This is a genomic window from Peribacillus sp. S4, from assembly GCF_046715815.1.
GTDB lineage: Bacteria > Bacillota > Bacilli > Bacillales > DSM-1321 > Peribacillus > Peribacillus frigoritolerans.
In genome coordinates, this window is record NZ_CP175708.1 from 1,779,528 (window position 1) to 1,800,954 (window position 21,427).

Annotated in this window: 19 protein-coding genes and 1 pseudogene; 15 read left to right on the forward strand and 5 right to left on the reverse strand. The window is 38.8% G+C overall.

Translation table 11 applies throughout. From position 1 onward, the window contains the following. Window positions 1–46: 46 nt before the first annotated feature. Both ACJ9PY_RS08585 and ACJ9PY_RS08590 read left to right on the forward strand, forming a co-directional pair. Window positions 47–827 (forward strand): annotated as a pseudogene (locus ACJ9PY_RS08585) (SDR family NAD(P)-dependent oxidoreductase). Between the two features lie 110 nt (window positions 828–937). Beyond that, window positions 938–1,546 carry a methyltransferase gene (locus ACJ9PY_RS08590; protein ID WP_411739777.1) on the forward strand — a complete coding sequence of 203 codons (609 nt, stop codon included), beginning with the start codon at window positions 938–940 and terminating at the stop codon, window positions 1,544–1,546. A 185-nt stretch (window positions 1,547–1,731) separates the two neighbouring features. On the opposite strand, the gene ACJ9PY_RS08595 is transcribed toward ACJ9PY_RS08590, so the two are convergent. Continuing rightward, complete coding sequence (locus ACJ9PY_RS08595) at window positions 1,732–2,397, reverse strand: hypothetical protein (RefSeq protein ID WP_222619689.1); 666 nt, start codon at window positions 2,395–2,397, stop codon at window positions 1,732–1,734. Window positions 2,398–2,878: 481 nt separating this feature from the next. Here ACJ9PY_RS08595 and ACJ9PY_RS08600 point away from each other — a divergent pair, with 481 nt between their 5' ends. Beyond that, on the forward strand, window positions 2,879–3,613 hold the full coding sequence (locus ACJ9PY_RS08600; RefSeq protein ID WP_411739778.1) for an alpha/beta fold hydrolase: 735 nt from the start codon (window positions 2,879–2,881) through the stop codon (window positions 3,611–3,613). A 543-nt stretch (window positions 3,614–4,156) separates the two neighbouring features. On the opposite strand, the gene asnB is transcribed toward ACJ9PY_RS08600, so the two are convergent. Beyond that, window positions 4,157–6,040, reverse strand: a complete 1,884-nt coding sequence (asnB, locus tag ACJ9PY_RS08605; RefSeq protein ID WP_411739779.1) for an asparagine synthase (glutamine-hydrolyzing) — start codon at window positions 6,038–6,040, stop codon at window positions 4,157–4,159. Window positions 6,041–6,439: 399 nt separating this feature from the next. Next, window positions 6,440–7,156, reverse strand: coding sequence for a GntR family transcriptional regulator (locus ACJ9PY_RS08610; protein ID WP_057278475.1), 717 nt, complete (start codon window positions 7,154–7,156; stop codon window positions 6,440–6,442). Between the two features lie 284 nt (window positions 7,157–7,440). On the opposite strand from ACJ9PY_RS08610, the gene ACJ9PY_RS08615 reads away from it, so the two are divergent. The 5 genes from ACJ9PY_RS08615 to chbG are packed head-to-tail and all read left to right on the forward strand — an operon-like array spanning window position 7,441 to window position 11,536. Beyond that, window positions 7,441–7,749 (forward strand): PTS sugar transporter subunit IIB, encoded by a 309-nt coding sequence (locus ACJ9PY_RS08615; RefSeq protein WP_063576866.1) that lies wholly within the window; start codon window positions 7,441–7,443, stop codon window positions 7,747–7,749. Window positions 7,750–7,753: 4 nt separating this feature from the next. After that, window positions 7,754–9,103: a PTS sugar transporter subunit IIC gene (locus tag ACJ9PY_RS08620; protein WP_411739780.1), complete on the forward strand. Its 1,350-nt coding sequence runs from the start codon at window positions 7,754–7,756 to the stop codon at window positions 9,101–9,103. A 17-nt stretch (window positions 9,104–9,120) separates the two neighbouring features. Next, complete coding sequence (locus ACJ9PY_RS08625) at window positions 9,121–9,468, forward strand: PTS lactose/cellobiose transporter subunit IIA (protein ID WP_095678825.1); 348 nt, start codon at window positions 9,121–9,123, stop codon at window positions 9,466–9,468. Next, window positions 9,465–10,808 (forward strand): 6-phospho-beta-glucosidase, encoded by a 1,344-nt coding sequence (locus ACJ9PY_RS08630; RefSeq protein WP_098865156.1) that lies wholly within the window; start codon window positions 9,465–9,467, stop codon window positions 10,806–10,808. The genes ACJ9PY_RS08625 and ACJ9PY_RS08630 overlap by 4 nt, the downstream gene beginning before the upstream one ends. Beyond that, entirely contained in the window at window positions 10,805–11,536 is a 732-nt protein-coding gene (chbG, locus tag ACJ9PY_RS08635; protein WP_098865155.1) for a chitin disaccharide deacetylase, read from the forward strand. The genes ACJ9PY_RS08630 and chbG overlap by 4 nt, the downstream gene beginning before the upstream one ends. A 63-nt stretch (window positions 11,537–11,599) precedes the next feature. On the opposite strand, the gene ACJ9PY_RS08640 is transcribed toward chbG, so the two are convergent. Both ACJ9PY_RS08640 and ACJ9PY_RS08645 read right to left on the reverse strand, forming a co-directional pair. Further along, on the reverse strand, window positions 11,600–12,781 hold the full coding sequence (locus ACJ9PY_RS08640; RefSeq protein WP_063575153.1) for an NAD(P)/FAD-dependent oxidoreductase: 1,182 nt from the start codon (window positions 12,779–12,781) through the stop codon (window positions 11,600–11,602). 38 nt (window positions 12,782–12,819) lie between these two features. After that, entirely contained in the window at window positions 12,820–13,257 is a 438-nt protein-coding gene (locus tag ACJ9PY_RS08645) for a DUF1641 domain-containing protein (protein WP_057276363.1), read from the reverse strand. Between the two features lie 291 nt (window positions 13,258–13,548). Between ACJ9PY_RS08645 and ACJ9PY_RS08650 the strand changes: the two genes are divergently transcribed. The 7 genes from ACJ9PY_RS08650 to ACJ9PY_RS08680 all read left to right on the forward strand — a co-directional run bounded on the left by ACJ9PY_RS08650 (window position 13,549) and on the right by ACJ9PY_RS08680 (window position 21,195). Continuing rightward, on the forward strand, window positions 13,549–13,842 hold the full coding sequence (locus tag ACJ9PY_RS08650; protein ID WP_134402162.1) for a hypothetical protein: 294 nt from the start codon (window positions 13,549–13,551) through the stop codon (window positions 13,840–13,842). Between the two features lie 399 nt (window positions 13,843–14,241). Further along, the gene (locus ACJ9PY_RS08655) at window positions 14,242–14,697 is read left to right on the forward strand and encodes an SMI1/KNR4 family protein (protein ID WP_052137464.1); all 456 of its coding nucleotides are present in this window, start codon (window positions 14,242–14,244) and stop codon (window positions 14,695–14,697) included. A 72-nt stretch (window positions 14,698–14,769) separates the two neighbouring features. Beyond that, the gene (locus tag ACJ9PY_RS08660; RefSeq protein ID WP_411739781.1) at window positions 14,770–15,477 is read left to right on the forward strand and encodes a response regulator transcription factor; all 708 of its coding nucleotides are present in this window, start codon (window positions 14,770–14,772) and stop codon (window positions 15,475–15,477) included. Then, the gene (locus tag ACJ9PY_RS08665) at window positions 15,474–16,535 is read left to right on the forward strand and encodes a sensor histidine kinase (protein ID WP_411739782.1); all 1,062 of its coding nucleotides are present in this window, start codon (window positions 15,474–15,476) and stop codon (window positions 16,533–16,535) included. Before ACJ9PY_RS08660 ends, ACJ9PY_RS08665 begins: the two co-directional genes overlap by 4 nt. A 98-nt stretch (window positions 16,536–16,633) precedes the next feature. Further along, the gene (locus ACJ9PY_RS08670) at window positions 16,634–17,410 is read left to right on the forward strand and encodes an ABC transporter ATP-binding protein (protein ID WP_411739783.1); all 777 of its coding nucleotides are present in this window, start codon (window positions 16,634–16,636) and stop codon (window positions 17,408–17,410) included. Next, window positions 17,388–19,328 carry an FtsX-like permease family protein gene (locus tag ACJ9PY_RS08675; RefSeq protein ID WP_411739784.1) on the forward strand — a complete coding sequence of 647 codons (1,941 nt, stop codon included), beginning with the start codon at window positions 17,388–17,390 and terminating at the stop codon, window positions 19,326–19,328. Before ACJ9PY_RS08670 ends, ACJ9PY_RS08675 begins: the two co-directional genes overlap by 23 nt. A gap of 544 nt (window positions 19,329–19,872) precedes the next feature. Next, window positions 19,873–21,195 carry a sensor histidine kinase gene (locus ACJ9PY_RS08680; RefSeq protein ID WP_411739785.1) on the forward strand — a complete coding sequence of 441 codons (1,323 nt, stop codon included), beginning with the start codon at window positions 19,873–19,875 and terminating at the stop codon, window positions 21,193–21,195. Window positions 21,196–21,427: the final 232 nt, after the last annotated feature.

Genomic DNA, 21,427 nt, shown 5'->3' on the forward strand with positions numbered 1-21,427 from the left:
TTGAAGAGCAGGTGGTTTATCATGGGGAGAGTACAAGGTAAAGTTAGTGAAAGGTGGAGCTTCAGGCATTGGGTTATCCATATCGACACTAATGGCTAAAGAAAGCGCAAAAGTCGTGATTGCTGATTTTAATGAAGCAGGAGTAAAAGAAGCGGCCGAAAACATTAAAAAAACAAGGTGGGGAAGCAGCTGGAGTATTTTTGGATGCTGGACAAGCAGACTCCATACAGGCAGCAGTCGACTTTACCATTGAACAATATGGAACGGTTACGGTACTCGTTAATAATGTGGGTTTAACTAACCTGCATAAAGATCTGGATGTCGTGAACTTAGATTTGGAAGAATGGGATCGACTTATGGACGTGAATTTAAAAAGTGTGCTATTGGGAAGCTGGTTTGCGATTCCTCACATGATTAAAGCTGGAGGAGGTTCAATTATCAATACGGCCTCAATGGCCGGATTTACAGGTGACTCCGTACGATCCGCATATGGTGCGTCCAAGCGGGTGTAGTGAATTTGACTCGTTATATCGCTGCACAGTATGGTAAAGATCATATTCGTTGTAATGGAGTGGCACCAGGTCTCATTTTAACTCCTGCAGCGAAAAATAATATGCCTCAGGCCGTACTCGATATTTTTGGCGAATTCAAAGCATTGCCATATCATGGTGAAGCGGATGATATCGGTTATACCGTACTATTCCTTGCATCTGACGAGTCCAAATTCATTACAGGGTCAGACGATCCAAGTGGAAGGCGGTCATCATATAGCCAACCCAAGCATCTCTGATTTTAATGATTATGTAACGAGAGCAAAATCCAATTAATTGTCTGGACATTCATATAACAAAACATTACCCTGGATAAGATCAACGCTTTCCGGGGTTTTTAGTTAGGACGCCCTTTATTAAAAAACATGAAGCAGGTGCATATAACAATGGAAGTAAAAAATTATGATGAAATACTGAACATCAGGACGGAAGGTGAACAAAAAAAATTCAATGATTCTTTGCATTATCATCGATATGAACCTACGCCATACAGCGCATTAGAACATTTATTCAAAGAATATCCACTGAAAAGAAATGATCGCATTGTGGATTTTGGATGCGGTAAAGGACGCTTGAATTTTTTCATCCATCACTTCTATCAATCATCTGTGGTTGGCGTGGAAATGAATGAAAATTTCTATAAAGAAGCGATCGAGAATCTGAATGGCTACATGAAAAAAAGGAAAAACGACAATAACGATATAGAATTCCACTGTTGCTTGGCAGAAGAATATGATATTGATAAGCAGGACAATAATTTTTATTTCTTTAATCCGTTCTCGGTACAGATTTTCATGAAAATCATCAATAACATTTTGCTTTCCTTTGAAAAAGAACCGCGCCAAATCGAACTGATATTATATTATGCTTCACAAGATTATACTTTTTTCCTCGAAAATCAAACCGCTTTCGAGCTGAAAAACGAAGTGATATTACCTGGCTTGACTGAATCTAATCCTTTTGAGAAATTCGTCATATACCAATTGTTATATTGAATGGATACTCGTTTTTCGGTGATAAAAAAACCCAAGCAATCTTTCATGGATGCTTGGGTGCAAAGAGTGAAGCCAATAAAGGTGTTTAATATAAAGCGGATTGTAAAATCCTTATTACTTTTTTTTGCATGCTCCTATTCCATTTTTTATCTTTTAATTTTATGCCCTTTTTTTCTAAGGATGAATCACTTTGTATATGGAGAGCGAGGTTCTAGTTTATAGTTTGTAAGCCATAGTGAACATAAAAAAATTAATTCAAATGCATTGGTAACAGCCGAACTTTCTATGGGAATAGGAATGGCACTTCCAACTATCATGACTATAACCCCTAAAAGCATCCAAATCCAACGTGTTCTTATAAATATGTAGATGCTAATCACCAATAATATAAAGGTGACAATAAGCACCATTAAAGGTGGGCCCGAAGATTCCTCACTAACATATCTTAAAACTCCATACTCGTAGATTGGTACAAATGTCTTATGCATATTTTCAATAAATTCATATATGATAAGCCCAGCTGTAAGGAAAAGGAAAAAGTAGGGTGCTATCGTTTTTTTTGTAAAAGGAATATGTATCCTTTTTGCCATTCCCCATCCAAACAAGATCAATGTAGGAGTGATAAATCCATGACTCCAGAAACGTAATGCATTTAATGACTTTAACAAAGGCCCATCACCAATGAACTTTCCCGAGGCAATAATTAAGTTATCCACGATAAGCCCGAAAGTAACTAGAAGAAGAAAGCTTGAATACGAAAAGAGTTTGCGATCCTGTCGAAGTAACACCATTCCCATGATAAAAAGAATCATATAAACGATTGAATAACAAAAATATAAAATAGTATCCAACTACATCACCCCCTATATTGTTTTTTCCGTACTATAATAGAACAAAACAAAAAGTGCCCTTTTAAATATAATTTTAGTTTAATGTTAAATTGTTCAAGAAAGATTGTAAATACCTATATCAGAGAATATAATGGGTAGGTTTTATATGTGGTTTTTATAAAGTATCAAAGGTCTACATAAGAAACTTTATATTTAAACAAGGATGGGAAGCATTGCATCAAAAATGCATATAAATAGCGATATTACTGTTAAGCAGCCATTGAAATACGTGGTAACCACCTTCTTTCGCGCCTTGATTCTTTTTTAGATTAGGTAGAGATGACTTATCCGTCTACATGAGGAAAATGACATAAGCTATTAGAAGGAAGTTAGAAGTAATGTTCGTTTTATATAGCCCATAAGGAAATGAAGAGAAATACCAGTATCTATGTGCGTTAGTAAAAGTACTTAGAAATAAATTTTAGGGATAGTGAGGTATAAAATGAAAAAAGTCATTAAATATATTCTCGTTAGTATAATTCTATTAATGATTATCGCTTTCGGCACCTTTTATATATGGTCAGAACAAACATACAAACCATCAGATGAATTGTATGCGTTAGTTGGAAAGGGGGATATAAAAAAGGAAAATGGGTTTGTCACATTTGAACCAACAAAAACTAAGAAAGTGGGCATTGTCCTGTATCCAGGTGCCAAGGTTGAGCCGGAAGCATACGGATATTATGCAAAAGAATTATCAAAAGAGGGATATACAGTCGTTATCCCAAATGTGAGGTTCAATTTCGCTTTGTTTGATAAAAATAAAGCGATGGAAGCTAAAGATACATATCCAGAAGTGGAGAAATGGTATGTTGCTGGACACTCGTTGGGAGGAGTAGCCGCCTCCGCATATGCTTATGAAAATCCAAAAGAGGTGGAAGGGGTTATCCTCCTCGGTTCATATCCCAGTGACTCGAATGACTTTTCAAAAATGAAAGTTCCTATGCTATCGTTATATGCAGAACATGATGGGCTATCTACAGTAGAGAAGATTTTGAAGACAAAGCACTTACTATCTAAAGAGTCAAACATGCATAAGATAGCGGGAGGAAACCACGGTCAATTTGGTGTATATGGAAAGCAAAAGGGAGATAATGAAGCGACTATCTCAGCTAAGAAACAACAAGAAGAGATGATAGCTGTCACAAAAAAATGGCTTAATCAGAATGGGGATTAAGCCTTATTAAATGCCCTCAAAATTGAGGGCATTTTAATACCGAAATATATTTTGACTTGGAAAGAAAGACAAAAGAACCAGTTGATCTAAAGTAATTACTTCAAGTTGATCTCGTTGAATAGAATCATGTTTAGAAAGCATCCTCATCACCTCAAGTTTTAATACTTCTATATTAAAGCAAAAATGACTCTAGGCAAAAGTGTTCTATCTAAAAGGTAAGCCGAAGTTGATTGGAACGGAAGGTACGAGACTCCTGCGGGAAAAGCGCGTCTAGGGGAGACCCCCGCAGGCGAAAGCCGAGGAGGCTCCCCGACCGCCCGCGGAAAGCGAGTGCCTGGAGTGGAAATAAACGTCCAAATTGTACAAGCGATAAAAATAGACAAACTCGATTTTCATCGGGTTTGTCTACAGTCTGAACCCCCGTTATGACGGGGTTCAGTTTATCGCAAAAGTCCTTCGGGATTAAAGAGCCGCGCCAAATCGAACTAAGTTTATTTTATGCTTAATAAGCACTTAAGCAATATTCCCTTTTTTAATGGATGTTTAATTTACAACATATTGTGAATTCTTTTGGGGCTCATATCGTTTTTCTATATAAATTTGATGCCAGGTCATAAACGTCAAAATGGTCCAGAGCTTCCGGCTGTTGTCCGCTTTATTATTTACATGGTTTTCAAGTAATTCTATAATTTGCGCTTTATTAAAAAGGTAGTCAGTCGGGCTTTCCTGGATTAACCTTACTGCCCAATCGTATAACTCATCCTTCAGCCAATGTCGTATCGGAACAGGAAAGCCTAGCTTTTTTCTGCTCCATACATGTTCCGGCACTATCCCGCGGGCAGCTTTTCGGAGCATGTATTTGGTCGTTCCATTTCTCACTTTTTGATCCATATTAAGTTTTGAAGCCGTATTGAAAACGCATTTATCCAAAAAGGGAACTCTCACCTCTAAAGAATTCGCCATGGACATTTTATCTGCCTTCAATAAAATATCACCTTTTAGCCAAGTTTGAATATCAATGTTTTGCATTTGGGTTATAGGATCATACCCTAAAGAACTTGAATAGATGGGATTTGTCACTTTCTCATTTTCTAGTCCGTTGAGATAATTCACAAGTAGTCGTTTTTTCTCTTTCTCGCCGAATATGTTTGCGTTCCCGATATATCGGTTTTCTAAAGGTGTCACTCCACGCTCTATAAAACTCTTTCCTCTAACACCTTCTGGCAAAACAGAGGAAATCGTCTTCAACACTTTGTTCAATGATGTTGGAAAATAGGAAAACATGCGCAGAGAATGGGGCTCCCGGTATATATTATATCCGCCGAATAACTCATCTGCCCCCTCACCGGACAAAGCGACCTTGACGTGTTTTTTAGCTTCCCGGGCGACAAAATATAGTGGAACGGCAGCGGGGTCCGCTAAAGGGTCATCCATATGCCAGATGATCTTCGGCAGTTCCGCCAAGAATTCTTCAGGACTAATGATATAACTTATATTTTCTACATTAAGTGCGGCTGCTGTTTCCTGTGCAACGTTTATTTCACTATATCCATCTCTTTCGAACCCAACAGAAAAAGTTTTGATCTTAGGGTTAATCTCTTTTGCGATGGAGCAGATAAATGATGAATCAATCCCGCCCGATAAAAAAGATCCAACTGGAACATCACTTCTCATATGGACGTTTACGGAATCCATCAGAGTGTCTTGTATTTCTTTTAGGACCTTTGAATCGTCTATATTGGAAGGGTGAAAAATAGGTTTCCAGAACCTTTTTATATCCATTTTCTTTCCTGGTTCTTTAGTGAAGTAATGTCCAGGTAATAACTTTTCAATATTCTTGGATAGGGTCGCTGGTTCGGGAACATATTGAAAACTAAGAAAATACTGTAATGAATTCGCATCCAGCTCGTCATTCATGGCTGTCAAAATACTCTTTTTTTCTGATGCAAAAAAAGTAACATCATCTTGCTCACAATAGAAAAAAGGCTTGATTCCAAAGTGGTCCCTTGCACCAAAAAGCTTTAGCTCGATTTTATCCCAAATGACAAAAGAGAACATGCCTCGCAATTTCTGGACAGTTTGCTCTTTTTGGCTACTAAAGAGGGCCAATATTACTTCCGTATCAGAATCTGTCGTAAACTCATATCCTTCATCAATGAGTTCTTTTCTTAGTTCAATATAATTATAGATTTCGCCATTGAAAATGATCCAATATCTTTCATTTTCATATGAAAGGGGTTGGTTTCCATTATCTATATCGATTATGCTTAATCTCCTAAATCCAAAATTCACAAATTCATCAAAGAAATATCCTTCATCATCCGGCCCCCTATGGGTAATGATCGTGTTCATCTTCTGAATCGTTTCTTTCATATTTGAATTTATGGCTTTCGGATATTCGTGAATACATCCAACAAAACCGCACATAAAATCCACCTGCCTAATTTATTAATAGTAAGAGATTTCCTAATATCTTTTATTAATATTTTCAAAAAATAGGTACAAAGTTGAATGCCAATGTAAATAGAATGGAATCTCCTAGTCTTCTAGATTAGGTGATTATGATATATTTGTCAATTTTACTCATGAAATGAATGTATTTGCAATTATGTAAAAATATATAAGATGCGCAACAAAAAGAGGCAATCGTTATGATTGCCTCTAAAAGAAAATTAAGTTTGCATGCAGTTTTTATTAAAAAAACGTTCCAGTTGATTGGAGGGGGGCCCTGGTGTGGAATTCAACGTTCCAATCTTACAAACACTAAAAAAAATCGAGTTTGTCTTCAGACTATGATGCCTTAATTAATAAGGCATCCGTCTTATTTCAATAGTTCCGCTCGATGACAAAGTGAGCACGATCGCCTCTAAAGAGAGTTTTAGAGAATTCAATGACCGATCCGTCATTCTCATATGTGTAAGTTTCCAATGAAAAACAAGGTGAGCCGTTCGGTACGTCCAACTTGTCAGAAATGGAATCGTCGGCAAGTGAAAACTCCAAGTGTTCGACCGTTTTTTTTACTTTTAAATTGAATTGTGTCTCAAGTACTTTAAAGAGTGATTTTTCACAGGCTTCGATATTAAGCCCGGGTGTTTTATACCAAGGGAGAAAGGCAATTTCATATTGAAGGGGGATATCGTTTACGTAACGTATCCGTTCCAGTTTATTTACGGGGTCTCCAATATTTTGTTTGAAAAGCTTGGCAAGGGTAGCGTTTGCTTCAATCACCTTTAAGCTAATGACCTTTGTTGAAGGGTTTTTACCTTGCATCGTGACTTGCTCAGAGAATTTTTCAACCGTGCTTGTAAGAAATTGCTTCACTTTATTCTCCGAAACGAAAGTACCTTTGCCTTGGACACGGTAAATATAGCCTTCGACGTTCAATTGCTGTAAGGCCGTGCGAACTGTTGTCCTGCTTACTCCGTATATTTTACAAAATTCAGCCTCAGTCGGTAATTTTGTATTTGTTTGATATTCGCCATTTTTTATGAGATCGATAATCGATTCCTTAACTATGGAATGCAATGCCGCTTCTTTATTCATGGTCTCCACAGTGATTCCTCCTATGCTCATTCCCAATATATACATATAGATTATCTCGGATAAGTACAATAATCAACTTTAATTCACAAATTTGTAGTAACAAATTTAAATTTGTGTTGATATTTTTTCGATTTGTAACTACAATATATGTATGGAGGCAATAATACCCATTTCATCCAAGGGAAGTGATAAAAAAGTAACATCGGTTATTTATAAGAAAGAAAACGGTTTCAACTCACTTGAAAATACTGAATAATCAATCATTAAAAAGGGGGGTAATTTCAATGAATATCTTATTATGTTGTTCTGCAGGGATGTCTACTAGTTTATTAGTTACCAAGATGGAGGAAAGTGCTAAAAACCAAGGGGTAGAGTGTCATATATGGGCAGTTGGTTCTACAGAAGTTAACAATGAAATAGATAAGGCCGATGTTATTTTATTAGGGCCGCAGGTTAGATATCTTCTTTCCAAGCTACAGGAAGCGGGGAAAGAAAAGGGAATTCCAGTCGCAACCATCAATCCGATGTTCTATGGACTATGTAATGGTGAAGAAGTGCTAAAACAAGCCACTACTTTAATAAAAGGAGAATAAGGATATGATGACTTTTATTGATAAGTATATTATGCCTGGGGCGGTAAAGGTAGGAAATAACCGGCATTTGCTTGCGATTCGTGACGCATTGATTGGAATGATAGCGATTACAATGATCGGGTCATTCGCCGTCCTGTTTAATAATCTAGGGCAAGTCATCAAGCCATACGGAAGAATGATGGAGGCCATCTTCGGTCCAGCATGGAATACGCTCGGCGGTGATATTTGGTTTGGAACCTTTGCATTCATGACGGTATTCGCTGTATTCGGCATCTCTTATAAATTGGCACGGTCATACGGTGACGATGGTTTTGAAGCGATGTTGGTTTCCGCAGCCTGTTTCTTTTTATTATTACCTCAAATCGGAAATGTCACTTTAACCATCGATGAAAGGGATGTTACTGGCGGGGCCTGGGGTTTTGTAAGCGTAAACTATTTTAATGCTACAGCCCTATTTACAGGAATTGTCGTTGCCTTAATAGCAACTGAAATCTTCGTAAGACTTTCCCGGGTAAAATATTTAGTCATCAAGCTTCCAGATGGAGTACCTCCAGCGGTAGCCCGTTCATTTGCAAAGTTAGTGCCGGGTATGGCAACGATCTTTATCGCTGGCGTATTCGGACTGCTATTCCGTAAAGCTACGGATGGGCAGGTACTGAATGACTGGCTGAGTAAAGTGATTGTATCTCCGTTACAAAGTGCAGTAGATTCATTGCCATTCGCTATTTTACTAGTTTTTCTTGTTCATTTATTATGGATGATCGGTTTGCATGGACCTAATATCCTTGGCGGGATAACGACACCGCTCTTTGAAAGTTCGGGTGTGAAAAATATCGATTTATATGCAAAAGGCGTCAAAGAAATGGACCAATACGGCGTATTGGCGGGTTCTTTCCTGGATGCATTTGTATATTTAGGCGGATCTGGTGCAACATTGGGCCTTATCATTGCAATGATCATTGCCGGTCGGAAACGGTATAAACAGATGATTGCACTCGGAGGGGCGCCAGGAGTGTTCCAGATAAACGAACCCATTCTTTTCGGATTGCCTATCGTTCTGAATCCAATGTGGTTCATCCCATTTGTTCTCGGCCCGGTAATTACAACGGTGATATCTTATATCGCAGTAAGCAGCGGAATGGTTTTCCCGATCGTTGCTAAGATTCCATGGGTAACCCCTCCGATTGTGGGTGGATTCCTGGCCACAGGCGGGCATGTGTCTGGAGCGGTCCTGGCTGCAATCAACTTAGTCATTTCAACAGCGATTTATTTACCATTCGTTTATGCTCAAGTGAAGATAGACACAAAAAATGAAACAAAGCTTACAAAAGATTCAGAAACGCTAAGCCTTTAAGAAAGTAGTGATGAAAAATGGAAAAAGAAGAATTATACCAGCTATCCTTTCAATTGATTTTATATAGCGGGAATGCGAGAAGCTTTGCAATGGAAGCGTTGCAGGAGGCAAAGAAGAAGGATTTTGATTCTGCCCGTTTGAAAATCGCCGAGGCGGAAACGGAATTACTGCAAGCCCATAAATACCAAACCCAATTAATCCATGCTGAGGCAGGCGGGGACTCTTTTGATCTTCCCATTATCCTGGTGCATGCACAAGATCATTTAATGACAGCGATGACTATGAAGGATCTTGCAATTGAAATGATCGATCTACGCGAAGAATTCTTACATGCAGATGCTGTGAAGGAGAGGACTGCTGAATGAGCAAGGGGTTGAAGATCGTCACGATTGGCGGAGGTTCGAGCTATACGCCTGAACTGATCGAAGGTTTCATCAAATATCATGAAGAACTTCCTGTGAGTGAAATTTGGCTCGTGGACATCGAAGCCGGAAAGGAAAAGCTTGAAATTGTCGGGAATTTGGCAAGAAGGATGATTGAAAAGGCTGGTGTGAATATTGAAGTCCATCTCACGCTGGATAGGAAGAAAGCGCTTAAAGGCGCTGATTATGTAACAACCCAGCTGCGGGTTGGCCAGCTCGCAGCCAGGGCTCTTGATGAAAAGATTCCATTGAAACACGGAGTGATCGGACAGGAGACGAATGGACCAGGCGGGCTTTTCAAGGCCTTTAGAACGATTCCCGTCATTCTGGATATTGCTCATGAGATGGAGGAATTATGTCCGGAAGCATGGCTGATTAACTTCACGAATCCTGCAGGAATGGTAACGGAAGCAGTTCTGCGTCACAGTAATATTTCCAAAATCATCGGACTCTGCAATGTGCCGATTGGGATGGAACGAGGTGTTGCGGATTTGATGGGTGTAGAACCATCAAGGGTCCGTATCGACTTTGCTGGGTTGAACCATATGGTTTACGGCTTGGATGTATTCGTTGATGGCGAGAGTGTCAAAGATCAAATCATCCAGTTGATTACTGATCCAGCTAAAGCTGTCACGATGAAGAATATCCATGCAATGGGCTGGGAGCCGGAATTCCTTAGAGCGTTGAACCTGTTTCCGTGTCCATACCACAATTACTATTATAAAACGGGTGATGTGCTGGCCCAAGAATTGAAGGATGCGGAAAAAGGGGAAACACGCGCAGAGGTCGTTCAAAGACTTGAAGCGGGTTTATTCGAGCTATACAAAGACCAGGATCTGGCTATCAAGCCGCCGCAGCTTGAAGAGCGCGGAGGTGCGTACTACAGTGATGCGGCTGTGCGGTTGATTTGCTCGATGCATACGGATAAGCGAGATATTCAAGCGGTGAATACGGTCAACCATGGTGCAATTGAAGGCATCCCGTACGGATCGGCGATTGAAACCAGTTGCGTGATAACTAAGGATGGACCTAAACCAATCAATGTAGGAGAGCTTCCTGTCGCTGTCCGCGGATTAATTCAGCAAATCAAATCCTTTGAAAGGGTAGCCATCGAAGCTGCAATTTCGGGGGACTATGATACTGCGTTGCTTGCCATGACGATCAATCCACTCGTTCCAAGCGACCGGGTTGCAAAACTTATCTTGGACGAAATGCTGGAGGCACATAAAGATTATTTGCCGCAGTTTTTTGAAAAAAAGGAGTTGCAGGATAATTTATCATGATTGAAGTCCTTGTAAATGCAGATGATTTTGGGTTAACTAAAGCGGTGAATTATGGGATTTTGGATAGCCACAAATATGGAATTGTCAATTCGGCAACAATCATGATGAATGCGAAAGCAACGGAGCATGCGATTGAAATCGCCAAGAAAACACCCTCGTTGAAGGTAGGTATTCACTTAGTCCTGACATGGGGTAAACCTTTGTTGAGTGATGTTCCGAGTTTGGTTGACGAATCTGGTTTCTTTAAGAAGCAAGGTACGGTATATGGGGATCCTGCCGGCATTTCCTTGAGCGAATTGGAGAGGGAGTGGTCAGCGCAAATCGAAAGATTTTTGGAATTTGGCCTATTCCCGACTCATTTCGACAGCCACCATCATGTACACGGGATCAAAGCATTTCTACCGGTTATTAAAAAGCTGTCAGATAAATATGGATTGCCAGTCCGTAATGCCGGAAGCCACCTTGCAGGGATTCAAACCGTTACAGATGTATTCCTGGATGATTTTTATGGAGAAATGGTGGTTGAAGATTACTTTCAAAACTTGAAAGGGAGAGTAATGGATGGGGAGAGTGTGGAGATAATGACCCATCCTGCTTATATGGATGAAGAATTGATGGAGGTCTCCTCTTATAATGATATACGCTTGAAAGAAACCAGGATATTGACAAAGGCTAAATTACCTGAGGGATTTTCCCTTAGATTCAGCATCAACCAAGTAAAGATTTGATTTTAAAAGAGGACCATTCATCAAAAGATGAATGGTCCTCTTTTATTGTGCTCTATCTTAGAATTAATAAGCCAGGCTGAATAGGGCTTTGATGTGTGATAGGTAACGAACATTACTTGCTTCCTTCATCAATGTAGCCGGAAGGCCTTTAAGGGACGTGTTATTGGCCCCAACGGTTGCCACTGCATCCTTACGGCCAAGGCTCGCAAGTGTACCTGAGTTTACAGGTGAGAATTCTTCAAGCTTCTTGCCTTCAAATGCTGCATATAGGTTGTATCCAACAAGCTCACCCATTTGCCAAGCATTTTGTGCAGTAGGAGCATATGGACGGCCGCCTTCTGGAGGGAAAGCAACGGCACTGTCGCCGACAACGAATACGTCTTTATGGGATTTGGATTGCAAATACTCATTGACGGTTGCTTTGCCGCGATCCACTTCAAGGCCTGATTCGCCTACGATAGGAAGAGCCGCAACTCCGCCTGTCCAAACAAGCGTATTGGCCGTTATCGTTTGTCCGTCTTTCAATTCGATTTGATTTCCTTTAACACCCGTTACAGGCAGACCTGTCAGGAATTCAACGCCGCGTGCTTCCAAGCTTGTCATGGCACGTTCGATTAAGTGATCAGGCAGTACCGGAAGGATTTTTGGCCCAGCTTCCACAAGCTTGATTTTCAAGTCCTTGAAGTCCACTCCGAACTTTTTGGCGATTTTAGGGAAATGATCCACGATTTCACCGATTAACTCAACGCCCGTCAATCCGCCGCCGCCAATCACGATGGTTGCGTCCGCTTCATTATTCGTTTGAGAATATTCGCGGATGCGATCTTCGATATGTTTGTAAATCTTGTTAGCATCATTTACGGATTTCAAGACCATGCTGTTTTCCTCAAGTCCCGGAATGCCGAAGAATCCTGTTTGGCTTCCCAAAGCAACAACCAGGGCATCATAAGATAATGTGGAACCATTGGCAAGTTTCACTTCTTTATTATCGACCGAGAATGACTCCACTTTGGAAATGACAAGGTCGATATCTTTTCCTTTGAAAAGCTTTTCCAAAGGAATGGAAACGGCTTGTTCAGAAATGGATCCGCCTGCAAGACGGTGCAATTCAGTGATGATTTGGTGCGTTGGAAATTGGTTCACCACTGTAACCTGCACTTCATCCTTTTTGTAATATTCACGTACGGATAAGGCAGATAGTAATCCTGCGTAACCTGCACCTAAGATGACGATTTGTTTTGACATAGTTAATCCCCCGTCCTTACTGATTGAAAGTTATCAAATTATTTTTGGTTTTTACGTTCTGAAGAAACTTCAAGAAAAGCTTGGGCGAAACGGAAAAGCTTTTGTGCTTGCGGATCTTTCAACATTTTTAACAGACCAAAAAGACCGATCACATCATTATTCGCTTCTGCACGATCCTTAGCTTCGATGGCATTTGCCGCAAGCCCTTTCACTGAATGGACTACAGGTGTCGCGATCTCCGAAATGGCGCTGACCGTATCATTTTTCAACACATCATCAGTCGCAACCGATTGAGCGAAATCATAAGACTTTGTTAAAATATTCACTAACTCAGTCAGTTTTGGTAACTGCTCGACTAAAGTGTTCAATGATTCCTGAACCTCAGGCTTTAAAAGCTGATCTAAGATATCCAATTGCTCTTGGTTTGCAGAAATATTAAGTGTTTCATGTTCAGGTTTTGAGATTACATCTACCATATCTAATTCCCCTTTAAACTTAATTATTTTGATTTATGTTTTTTCCGCCGATACTACTAATCATACGACTCTAATCTCTTAATTTCAAATATTTCTTTTGTGATACGAATATAATTTTATCGTAATAATTAAGAGTTATTTGGTGGTTTTTTTGATTTATCTTAATATTCCAAAAGAGTATTAAGATTATTCTGGTTATAATACCTTAAATAAAGAGGGGATTAGAGGCATTCTACCTTGTCATTTCCTATAATAATAAATCTATAGCAGACACCTTTTTGTTTTGCTATAATGTCCATAATCTTTGACGGAATGGGATTCGAGAATATTTTATCTGATTTAGGGTACATACTATTATCGGAATTGGAGTTGATGCCCTTGGTAGAACGCAGGATGTTAAAGGTACGTGGTGAGATTATCGAAATATCCTCTAGGTATAATGAAAAATATAGTAAATGGAATTGTACAGCTAAAGTTCCTAATAGTTCCATCATTGCTTATTGTCGTGACAAGAATAAGCTTCGTGCTGAAACAGTTTCTATGAGCAGGTTATTAATTACGTATGAAGACTATAAAATTGTTTGATAAATAGAGAAAAGGCGCCCAATCTTGAAGACGAAGTTTGGCGCCTTTTTTATAGAATAATATTTTATCTGCGAAATCGGGAATATATCTTCGAAAATGGAGATATACCATCGGAAACTTCTGAATTATCTGTGAAAGTATACGATTTATCGATTTTTCGACAAAACTTCGATTAAAAAAAGGTATTTTCTTAGTGAAAAGCAACGAAATTGTCAAAAAATATATCAGAAAATACTGAAATGGATAGTAAAATTATGTTAATATATTTAAAAAAAGTATTATTTTCTAAAGTAATAATGAATAATTTATATTTAAAGGATCTCCATTAAGAAAAGGTATTTCTAAACAGCAATTAGTTCAATTGATTTTAATACAATAAAATGAAATGGAGTCGATACAATGGTGAGTATTACTGGATATGGGAAAGCGAGAGAAGAAGCAGTGAATAATTTTCAGGAATTTGTGGGTTTTGAAATTCCTGAAGATTATAAACAATTTCTCCTTAAGCATAATGGCGGCACAACTACGGTTCAAAACTGTAAGTTTTATGTGGATGGATTAGACACACTTGTATGCTTACATGCACTTTATGGATTAGAGCTTCTAGATAAAGAACTGGATTTACAGAAATGGCATGAAGAAAACAGAGAAGACTTACATAAGAATTGCATTATAATAGGTAATGATACATGTGCAGGTAAAATTTTGCTGATAAATAATGAAGAAGAAAAGGGAGTTTACTTCTGGGATCAAGGTTGGTATTCGGATCCATCAAGCCAGGATGAAAACATTTATAAAGTTGCATCGAGTTTTCAATCCTTCATTGAGGGATTGAAAGTCCCGGAGGAAATCTAATTTTATTGTAATCCCCTTGATTGGCTCATGCCATTCAAGGTTTTTTATTGTCAGGTTAATGAGGAGATAAAAATGTATAAAATATTATTGGTTGAAGACGATCTCAAAATAGCTGGAATCTTGGTCAATTATTTAAAAAGGTACGGGTATGAGGTTTTTGAAGTGAAGCAACTGGACCAAGTTTTTGCGGAGTTCCAAGATACAAAGCCAGATTTGGTTTTATTGGATATTAATCTGCCCTATTATGATGGGTTCCATTGGTGCCGGCTAATAAGGACGGTTTCGAAGGTTCCTGTCATATTCATCTCTGCAAGGACAGATGAACTGAACCAAGTCATGGCCATTGAATATGGGGGAGATGACTATTTAACAAAACCGTTTCATTTGGAAGTGGTATTAGCGAAAATAAAGAGTGTCCTGCGTAGGGTGTATGGTGAATATGCGGATATATCTTCATTCCACCAGCAAGTAAAGGAAATGGAGGGATTAACGCTTTATACGGAAAAAGCGATGATCGAATATCAAGACAATCAGGTAGCGTTAACTCAAAATGAGTTGAAATTATTGAGTTGTTTACTACGACAGTATGACACTATCGTCTCGCGTGAAGAGTTACTTGAAGCATTATGGAATGATGATTCATTTGTTGATGACAATACATTGACCGTCAATGTCACAAGGGTACGGAGAAAACTTGAGGATATTGGCATCAAGCATGCCATAACAACTAGCAGGGGAAAAGGATACCGACTAAAAATAGTGCAAGGTGAAGAAAAGTGAAGCTGAAATCCATTATTAAAGACCGTCTTTATTTTATTTTTTATACCGTTCTATTGGTAAGCCTGCTTATTATTGCTTATACATTATCCGTTCTGGAAGCGGGGAATCACATATCGATTTCAAATATCATCTATTTAATTATTCTCGCGTTGTTTATGATGCTTCTATTTTTAGCGGCCGATTACATAAGGCATTACCGTTTTCTTAATCAATTAGCAAGAATGAAGCAAGAAACGAGCTTGTCATTTGAATATGTCGAAGCCTTTAGGGAACCTTTGACAAATGAACAAAAGTTGTGGATGGAACTTTTTCAACAAATGAACAAGGTAACCATTGGTCAATTACAAGAACAAATCAAACAGAAGGAGCAATATGAGCTGTTGATTCATCAATGGGTTCATCAAATGAAGACACCTGTTTCAGTCATTTCCTTACTGATTCAAGAAGGCAAAAGGACATTTTCGAATGAGCCGATGAAGGATTATCTTAAAGAGATAGAAGAAGAAAATGATCGATTTCGCAGAGGGCTGGAAATTATATTGCACGGGGCAAGGCTGCAGCGTTTTTCGGAGGATGTAAAATCGGAGCGGGTTGACTTAATTAATCTAGTCAAGCAAGTGATTAACGAGGAAAAGAAACAGTTCATCAAACGGTTCATATATCCCAGGCTTGAAACGGAGCTTGAGAATGTATATGTGCATTCGGATCGTAAGTGGCTCCACTTCGCCATTAGTCAGGTGGTCTTTAATGCACTGAAGTATTCAAGGCAGGAAGAGCATGACAGCATAACGTTCAATATCATTGAAAAAGAGTCGGAGATTTTCCTTAGGATAACAGATCAGGGAATTGGAATCGTCCCACATGATGTAAAACGGGTGTTTGATCCATTCTTTACTGGTGAGAACGGGCGAGTCAAACAAGAGTCAACCGGGATGGGACTATATCTTGTGAAGGAAATCGTTAATAGACTTGGGCATGTCGTTACCATCCAATCGACTGTATCCGAAGGGACTACTGTGGAGTTTCTCTTTAAGACAAATATCTTACATGAAAGGTGACAGAATTGTAAGGGTGCTAAACGATTATGTAATAAACTTCGATGGGAGCCTCCCGCTTTATTCATTATACTTACGGTAAGAAAGGGAGGTATTTTCGGATGTCGATTTTAAAAGCAGAACAACTATCCAAAACTTATTTTCAAAAACAGGGGAATTTATTTCATAAGGCGTTACATAATTTCACCATGAATGTACAGAAAGGGGAATTTGTCGGAGTGATGGGTCCATCCGGCAGCGGGAAAACCACCCTGCTTAACTTAATGGCCACGATTGATAAGCCAACCACAGGTAAAGTCATTCTAAATGATCAAAATCCTAATGAATTAAACAATCAGGACCTGGCATTGTTTCGCAGGAGGGAAATTGGATTTGTTTTTCAAGACTTCAACCTTCTTGATACACTTACCGTTCGCGAAAATATCCTCCTTCCTCTAGCGTTAGATCGTTATAAACTGCAGGAAATGGAAAATAGGGTGAATCAGTTGGCGAGCCTTCTTGGTATAGAATGGATTTTAGAAAAGCGGACTTATGAAATTTCCGGAGGTCAGCAGCAACGAACGGCTTGTGCAAGAGCGATGATTCATGAGCCTTCCATTATTTTAGCGGATGAACCTACTGGTAATTTGGATTCCAAATCTGCCAAGCAGGTAATGGATACCCTCACGACACTTCAGGAGAAAAAGGGAGCAACCATCCTTATGGTCACTCATGACCCGACTGCCGCCAGCTTCTGTGACCGGATTCTATTCATAAAGGATGGCAAGTTCTTTTCAGAGGTGCACAGCGGAGGGGAAAGACAGAGTTTCCATCAAAGGATTTTAGATACGTTAAGCGTTTTGGGAGGAGTCTATCATGAACATCCGACTTCTCGCTAAGAGAAATATCCAAGGAAATGCACAACGTTATCTAGCTTATTTTTTCAGTATTGTCCTATCCGTCTCAATCTTTTTTATTTACGCATCATTTATCTTTCATCCTGATGTGGTCCATGCGGATATCCCGGGGGGAAAGCTAATAAGCAGGGGACTCATTGCAGCAGAAATAGTGATCATCATATTTTCGGTTTTCTTTATCGCTTATTCGAATGCAGCATTTATACAGCCGCGAAAAAAAGAGTTTGGGCTGCTGACACTGCTTGGAATGTCCAAATCCCAACTTAGAAAACTGATTTACCTGGAGCAAACGATGGTTTCCCTCATATCTATCCTAATTGGAGTTGGCTTAGGGTTTTTGTTCTCAAAGTTATTCTTAATGGCAATTTCTTGGTTATTGGCTGTAGAGCAACCAATATCGTTTGTCTTTGTCCCTGAGGCCTTTATTTATACCATTGTTGGTTTCATTTTGCTATTTCAGCTATTATCGCTCTTTTCATTGTTCCACATAGGAAATGCGGAGGTAGTCGATTTACTCAAAGATAAACAAAAACCCAAAAAGACTCCCTTCGTTTCAAAGTGGTTAGTTGCATTATCAGCAGTTTGCTTAAGCATTTCTTATTATTTGGCATGTACGCTGTCGTTGAACAATTCTTATATTCGAGTATTGCCCATAGTGTTTTTCGTACTGATCGGCACCTATTTTTTATTCAGCCAATGCATTGTCGCTCTATGCAGCAGGCTTTACCGGAAGAAGAAAAGCTTATATGGCGGAACGAATTTAATTACTCAAACAAACCTGATCTTCAATATTAAGGACTATTCCAGGTTATTCTTTTTGACCTCGATCATTACAGCCGTGATTTTGACAGCTGCAGGAACACTTTTCATGTTCAGTGCAGATTTAAAAAAGCAAGGGATGGATAACATTCCGCAATCAATTGGCTGGATTGAAAATGATGCTTCCGTTAATTCAGTTATTGAACCATCCGCAGTGGAGAAAATATTAAAGGAAGATGGATTCAAGCTCCTTTACGAAGTAAATATGACTGGAGTGCCCATCACCCACATGTTACCCCATATGAGAACGGGAGAACCCAATGAAAATAGGTCATTATTAATCTCGGAAAGTGATTATAACAATGCGGCTGCATTGCGAAAAATTGAACCAGCAAAGTTATCAGGAAAAGAAGCGTTATATATTTTTCCTTATGGGGGACTGGACTATCAATTCGTCCACAAGGGAGAACAAAAGGAGCTGCACTTTGGCAATGGAACCATTCAGGTAACAATGGTTGGTCAGCGAAATCAATCGATAGTCGCACCCATAAAAGCAGCAACGACTCTGATGGTGGTCGATGATCAGCTGTATCATGAAATCACAGCTGATGTGCCTTTAAAAGAGAAGGCAAGAGTACGAGGGTATGAAATTAAAGACTGGGAAGAATCAATGGAAACAGCTGCTAAAATCGAAAAAATGTCTAATAATCCTGACCATAATCAACTGCAAACAAGAGCTCCGATTTATCAAGAAATGAAACAGGGAAGCATATTGATTCTTTTTATCGGCTTGTTTGTCAGTCTATTATTCTTTATCGTCCAAGGGAGCATGATGTATCTGCGAGTTTTTACGAATTTAGAAGATAAAAAAATTCAAATCCATGCCCTTCATCGATTGGGGTTGACAAAAAAAGAAATACGGCAAATTTTAAGCGCCGAAATACGCATCCTCTTTTTCGCTCCGTTTCTGATAGGGGTGATTCATGCCATAGTCGCCTACGTGGCATTAAGCAATTTATTGGAATCGAATTTGTTTGCCTACTCGGCCATGGTCATCGCAACGTATTTTCTTTTTCAACTGCTATACTATCAAGTAACTAAAAAGATGTATGAGCGGGCAGTCATCAATTCGATTAAATAGAAGCTATCATATGTAAATGGAATCTGGGGTTCAGTCCCTGATTCCATTTTTTTATTCAGGGTTCCTCTCACTGAAACGGCATTTTCATTGATGAAAAATTAGTCAATATGCACTATTGAAAGAGGAGTGATCCGCTATTTTGCACGAATATATGAAATATGGTGTGATTTTACAGATTAATCCTTTACAATATTGTAATATTTTCATATAAAGGGTAAAATTATTTATTTGAAGCGAGAATATCGAACCCCGCATCATTTATTTTTACCATTTTCACATACATAATTATACTAAAATAATTACTTTTGGGAATAAAATGATTTATTGGAAAGTATTAATAATTGATGTGGTTTATATTAAACATAAAAAGTCATATGATCAAAAAATGGTGGGTAATCTGTCAATTACTTGATTTATTATAGTATTATATGCCTGGGGTTATAGAGAATATTAGATTTTTCCCTATTTCTTTATCCCTTAATATAGTAAACTCAGAATAGGTTCGTTAACTTTTAGCTGCTAGAGATGAGGTAAGTTTAATCCTATGAAAAATAAAAAGTTAAGGGCACTTCTTTATTTGACCATACTTTTATTGATTGTTTTCATTCTTCTAAATATGTTTTCAACATATTTAAGCATTAAAAATTCTGTGCAAAAATCCGTTGCCAATCAAAACTTGGTAGCTGCCAGATCTATAGCCGACTCGATGGATATGGAGGCTTATCAACGATTTCTCAATAACCAAGTAAAGAGCCAGGATTATTTGGATATAAAAGCTTACTTAGAGGATGCCCGTGAAAAAATAGGAGCATTATATGTTTATACCATCCTGATTGATAATCCCACAGTATCCAAGTGCATGATTACTGGGTTTTCTAAAGATCATAAAGGGGATTTTCCTATCGGTGGTGCATGTACTGTTCCGCCGGAGCAGGTCAAACAGGGGTATGAAGGCAAAAGCTTCATTACCGGGATTCTAGAAGATCCGGAATATGGTGAGTATTTGACTGTGGGAGTGCCAATGAAAAATCAAGATGGCGACATTATTGGTTTTTTGGGCATTGATGTGAGCGCGGAAGATATTAATGCCATTAACGGCAAGGTATTGAAAAGCAGCATTGCCATTCTTGTTTATAATGGTGGATTTGTCATCATGCTGCTGGTTACCTTTTTTGTCATTCAAAAATGGTATCAAAAGGAACTGACACGTGAAGTGGGGGATACGGAAGATACGTATCAATCGGAATTCCAATCTCTATTTGCTTCAGTCCGCTCATTAAGGCATGATTTTTCCAATCATATTCAGGTGATACATGGACTGCTTAAATTAGAAGAGAACGCAAAAGCACTCGAATATTTAACAGGGCTTTCAAAAGAAGTGCATTCAATTGAATCGATGAAATTGGATGTGATTCATCCGGGCTTGTCTGTCCTGTTGGAGACCAAAAGGCTCTCGGCCCAGAATTATAATATCGATATCGAAATTGATGTTTCACCCAAATCCTTCAATCGGATCAAAACAATCGATTTGATAAAATTATTATCAAATGTTATCGACAATGCTATTGAGGCAACAATTGAATTGCCAGAGCAAGAACGCCGAATGGATATTGCCTGCAAAGCTGATGATGAAAAGTATTCGTTTATGGTCACGAACACCGGACCAATGATTTCGGAATTAGATCTGGAGAATATATTCGCCAGCGGTTTTTCAACCAAAAAGGCACAAAAGGGCAAAGTTCGCGGACAAGGATTGTTCATCGTCAAAGACTTAGTGAACAGATATGATGGAGAGATTCATGTACAATCCTCTGAAAATGAAACGACCGTTACGATGATCATTCCCGTAAATGGAAAAATGGGCTGAATTGATCCAAAGGAAACACATTTGATAAGAAGGTATGACCCTGAAAGGGATCATACCTTTTTTATATAAAGATGATGATTATTGCAGGTGAAAAATTGAATAAAAGTGCCTCAATTGGACATAATGGGTAGATGTTTAGCTGCTCTCAACGAGATTATGATAAGATAGGGAAAAAATCATTTAAGGCAGTGAGATTGTGAAACAACAAAAAGGAAAACTTCTCGTTATCATT

Coding starts and splice junctions, on each gene's coding strand:
- ACJ9PY_RS08590 (WP_411739777.1), top strand. CDS start 938: ATGGAAGTAAAAAATTATGATGAAATACTGAACATCAGGACGGAAGGT.
- ACJ9PY_RS08600 (WP_411739778.1), top strand. CDS start 2,879: ATGAAAAAAGTCATTAAATATATTCTCGTTAGTATAATTCTATTAATG.
- asnB (WP_411739779.1), bottom strand. CDS start 6,040: ATGTGCGGTTTTGTTGGATGTATTCACGAATATCCGAAAGCCATAAAT.
- ACJ9PY_RS08610 (WP_057278475.1), bottom strand. CDS start 7,156: ATGAATAAAGAAGCGGCATTGCATTCCATAGTTAAGGAATCGATTATC.
- ACJ9PY_RS08615 (WP_063576866.1), top strand. CDS start 7,441: ATGAATATCTTATTATGTTGTTCTGCAGGGATGTCTACTAGTTTATTA.
- ACJ9PY_RS08620 (WP_411739780.1), top strand. CDS start 7,754: ATGATGACTTTTATTGATAAGTATATTATGCCTGGGGCGGTAAAGGTA.
- ACJ9PY_RS08625 (WP_095678825.1), top strand. CDS start 9,121: ATGGAAAAAGAAGAATTATACCAGCTATCCTTTCAATTGATTTTATAT.
- ACJ9PY_RS08630 (WP_098865156.1), top strand. CDS start 9,465: ATGAGCAAGGGGTTGAAGATCGTCACGATTGGCGGAGGTTCGAGCTAT.
- chbG (WP_098865155.1), top strand. CDS start 10,805: ATGATTGAAGTCCTTGTAAATGCAGATGATTTTGGGTTAACTAAAGCG.
- ACJ9PY_RS08640 (WP_063575153.1), bottom strand. CDS start 12,781: ATGTCAAAACAAATCGTCATCTTAGGTGCAGGTTACGCAGGATTACTA.
- ACJ9PY_RS08645 (WP_057276363.1), bottom strand. CDS start 13,257: ATGGTAGATGTAATCTCAAAACCTGAACATGAAACACTTAATATTTCT.
- ACJ9PY_RS08650 (WP_134402162.1), top strand. CDS start 13,549: ATGTCCATAATCTTTGACGGAATGGGATTCGAGAATATTTTATCTGAT.
- ACJ9PY_RS08655 (WP_052137464.1), top strand. CDS start 14,242: ATGGTGAGTATTACTGGATATGGGAAAGCGAGAGAAGAAGCAGTGAAT.
- ACJ9PY_RS08660 (WP_411739781.1), top strand. CDS start 14,770: ATGTATAAAATATTATTGGTTGAAGACGATCTCAAAATAGCTGGAATC.
- ACJ9PY_RS08670 (WP_411739783.1), top strand. CDS start 16,634: ATGTCGATTTTAAAAGCAGAACAACTATCCAAAACTTATTTTCAAAAA.
- ACJ9PY_RS08675 (WP_411739784.1), top strand. CDS start 17,388: ATGAACATCCGACTTCTCGCTAAGAGAAATATCCAAGGAAATGCACAA.
- ACJ9PY_RS08680 (WP_411739785.1), top strand. CDS start 19,873: ATGAAAAATAAAAAGTTAAGGGCACTTCTTTATTTGACCATACTTTTA.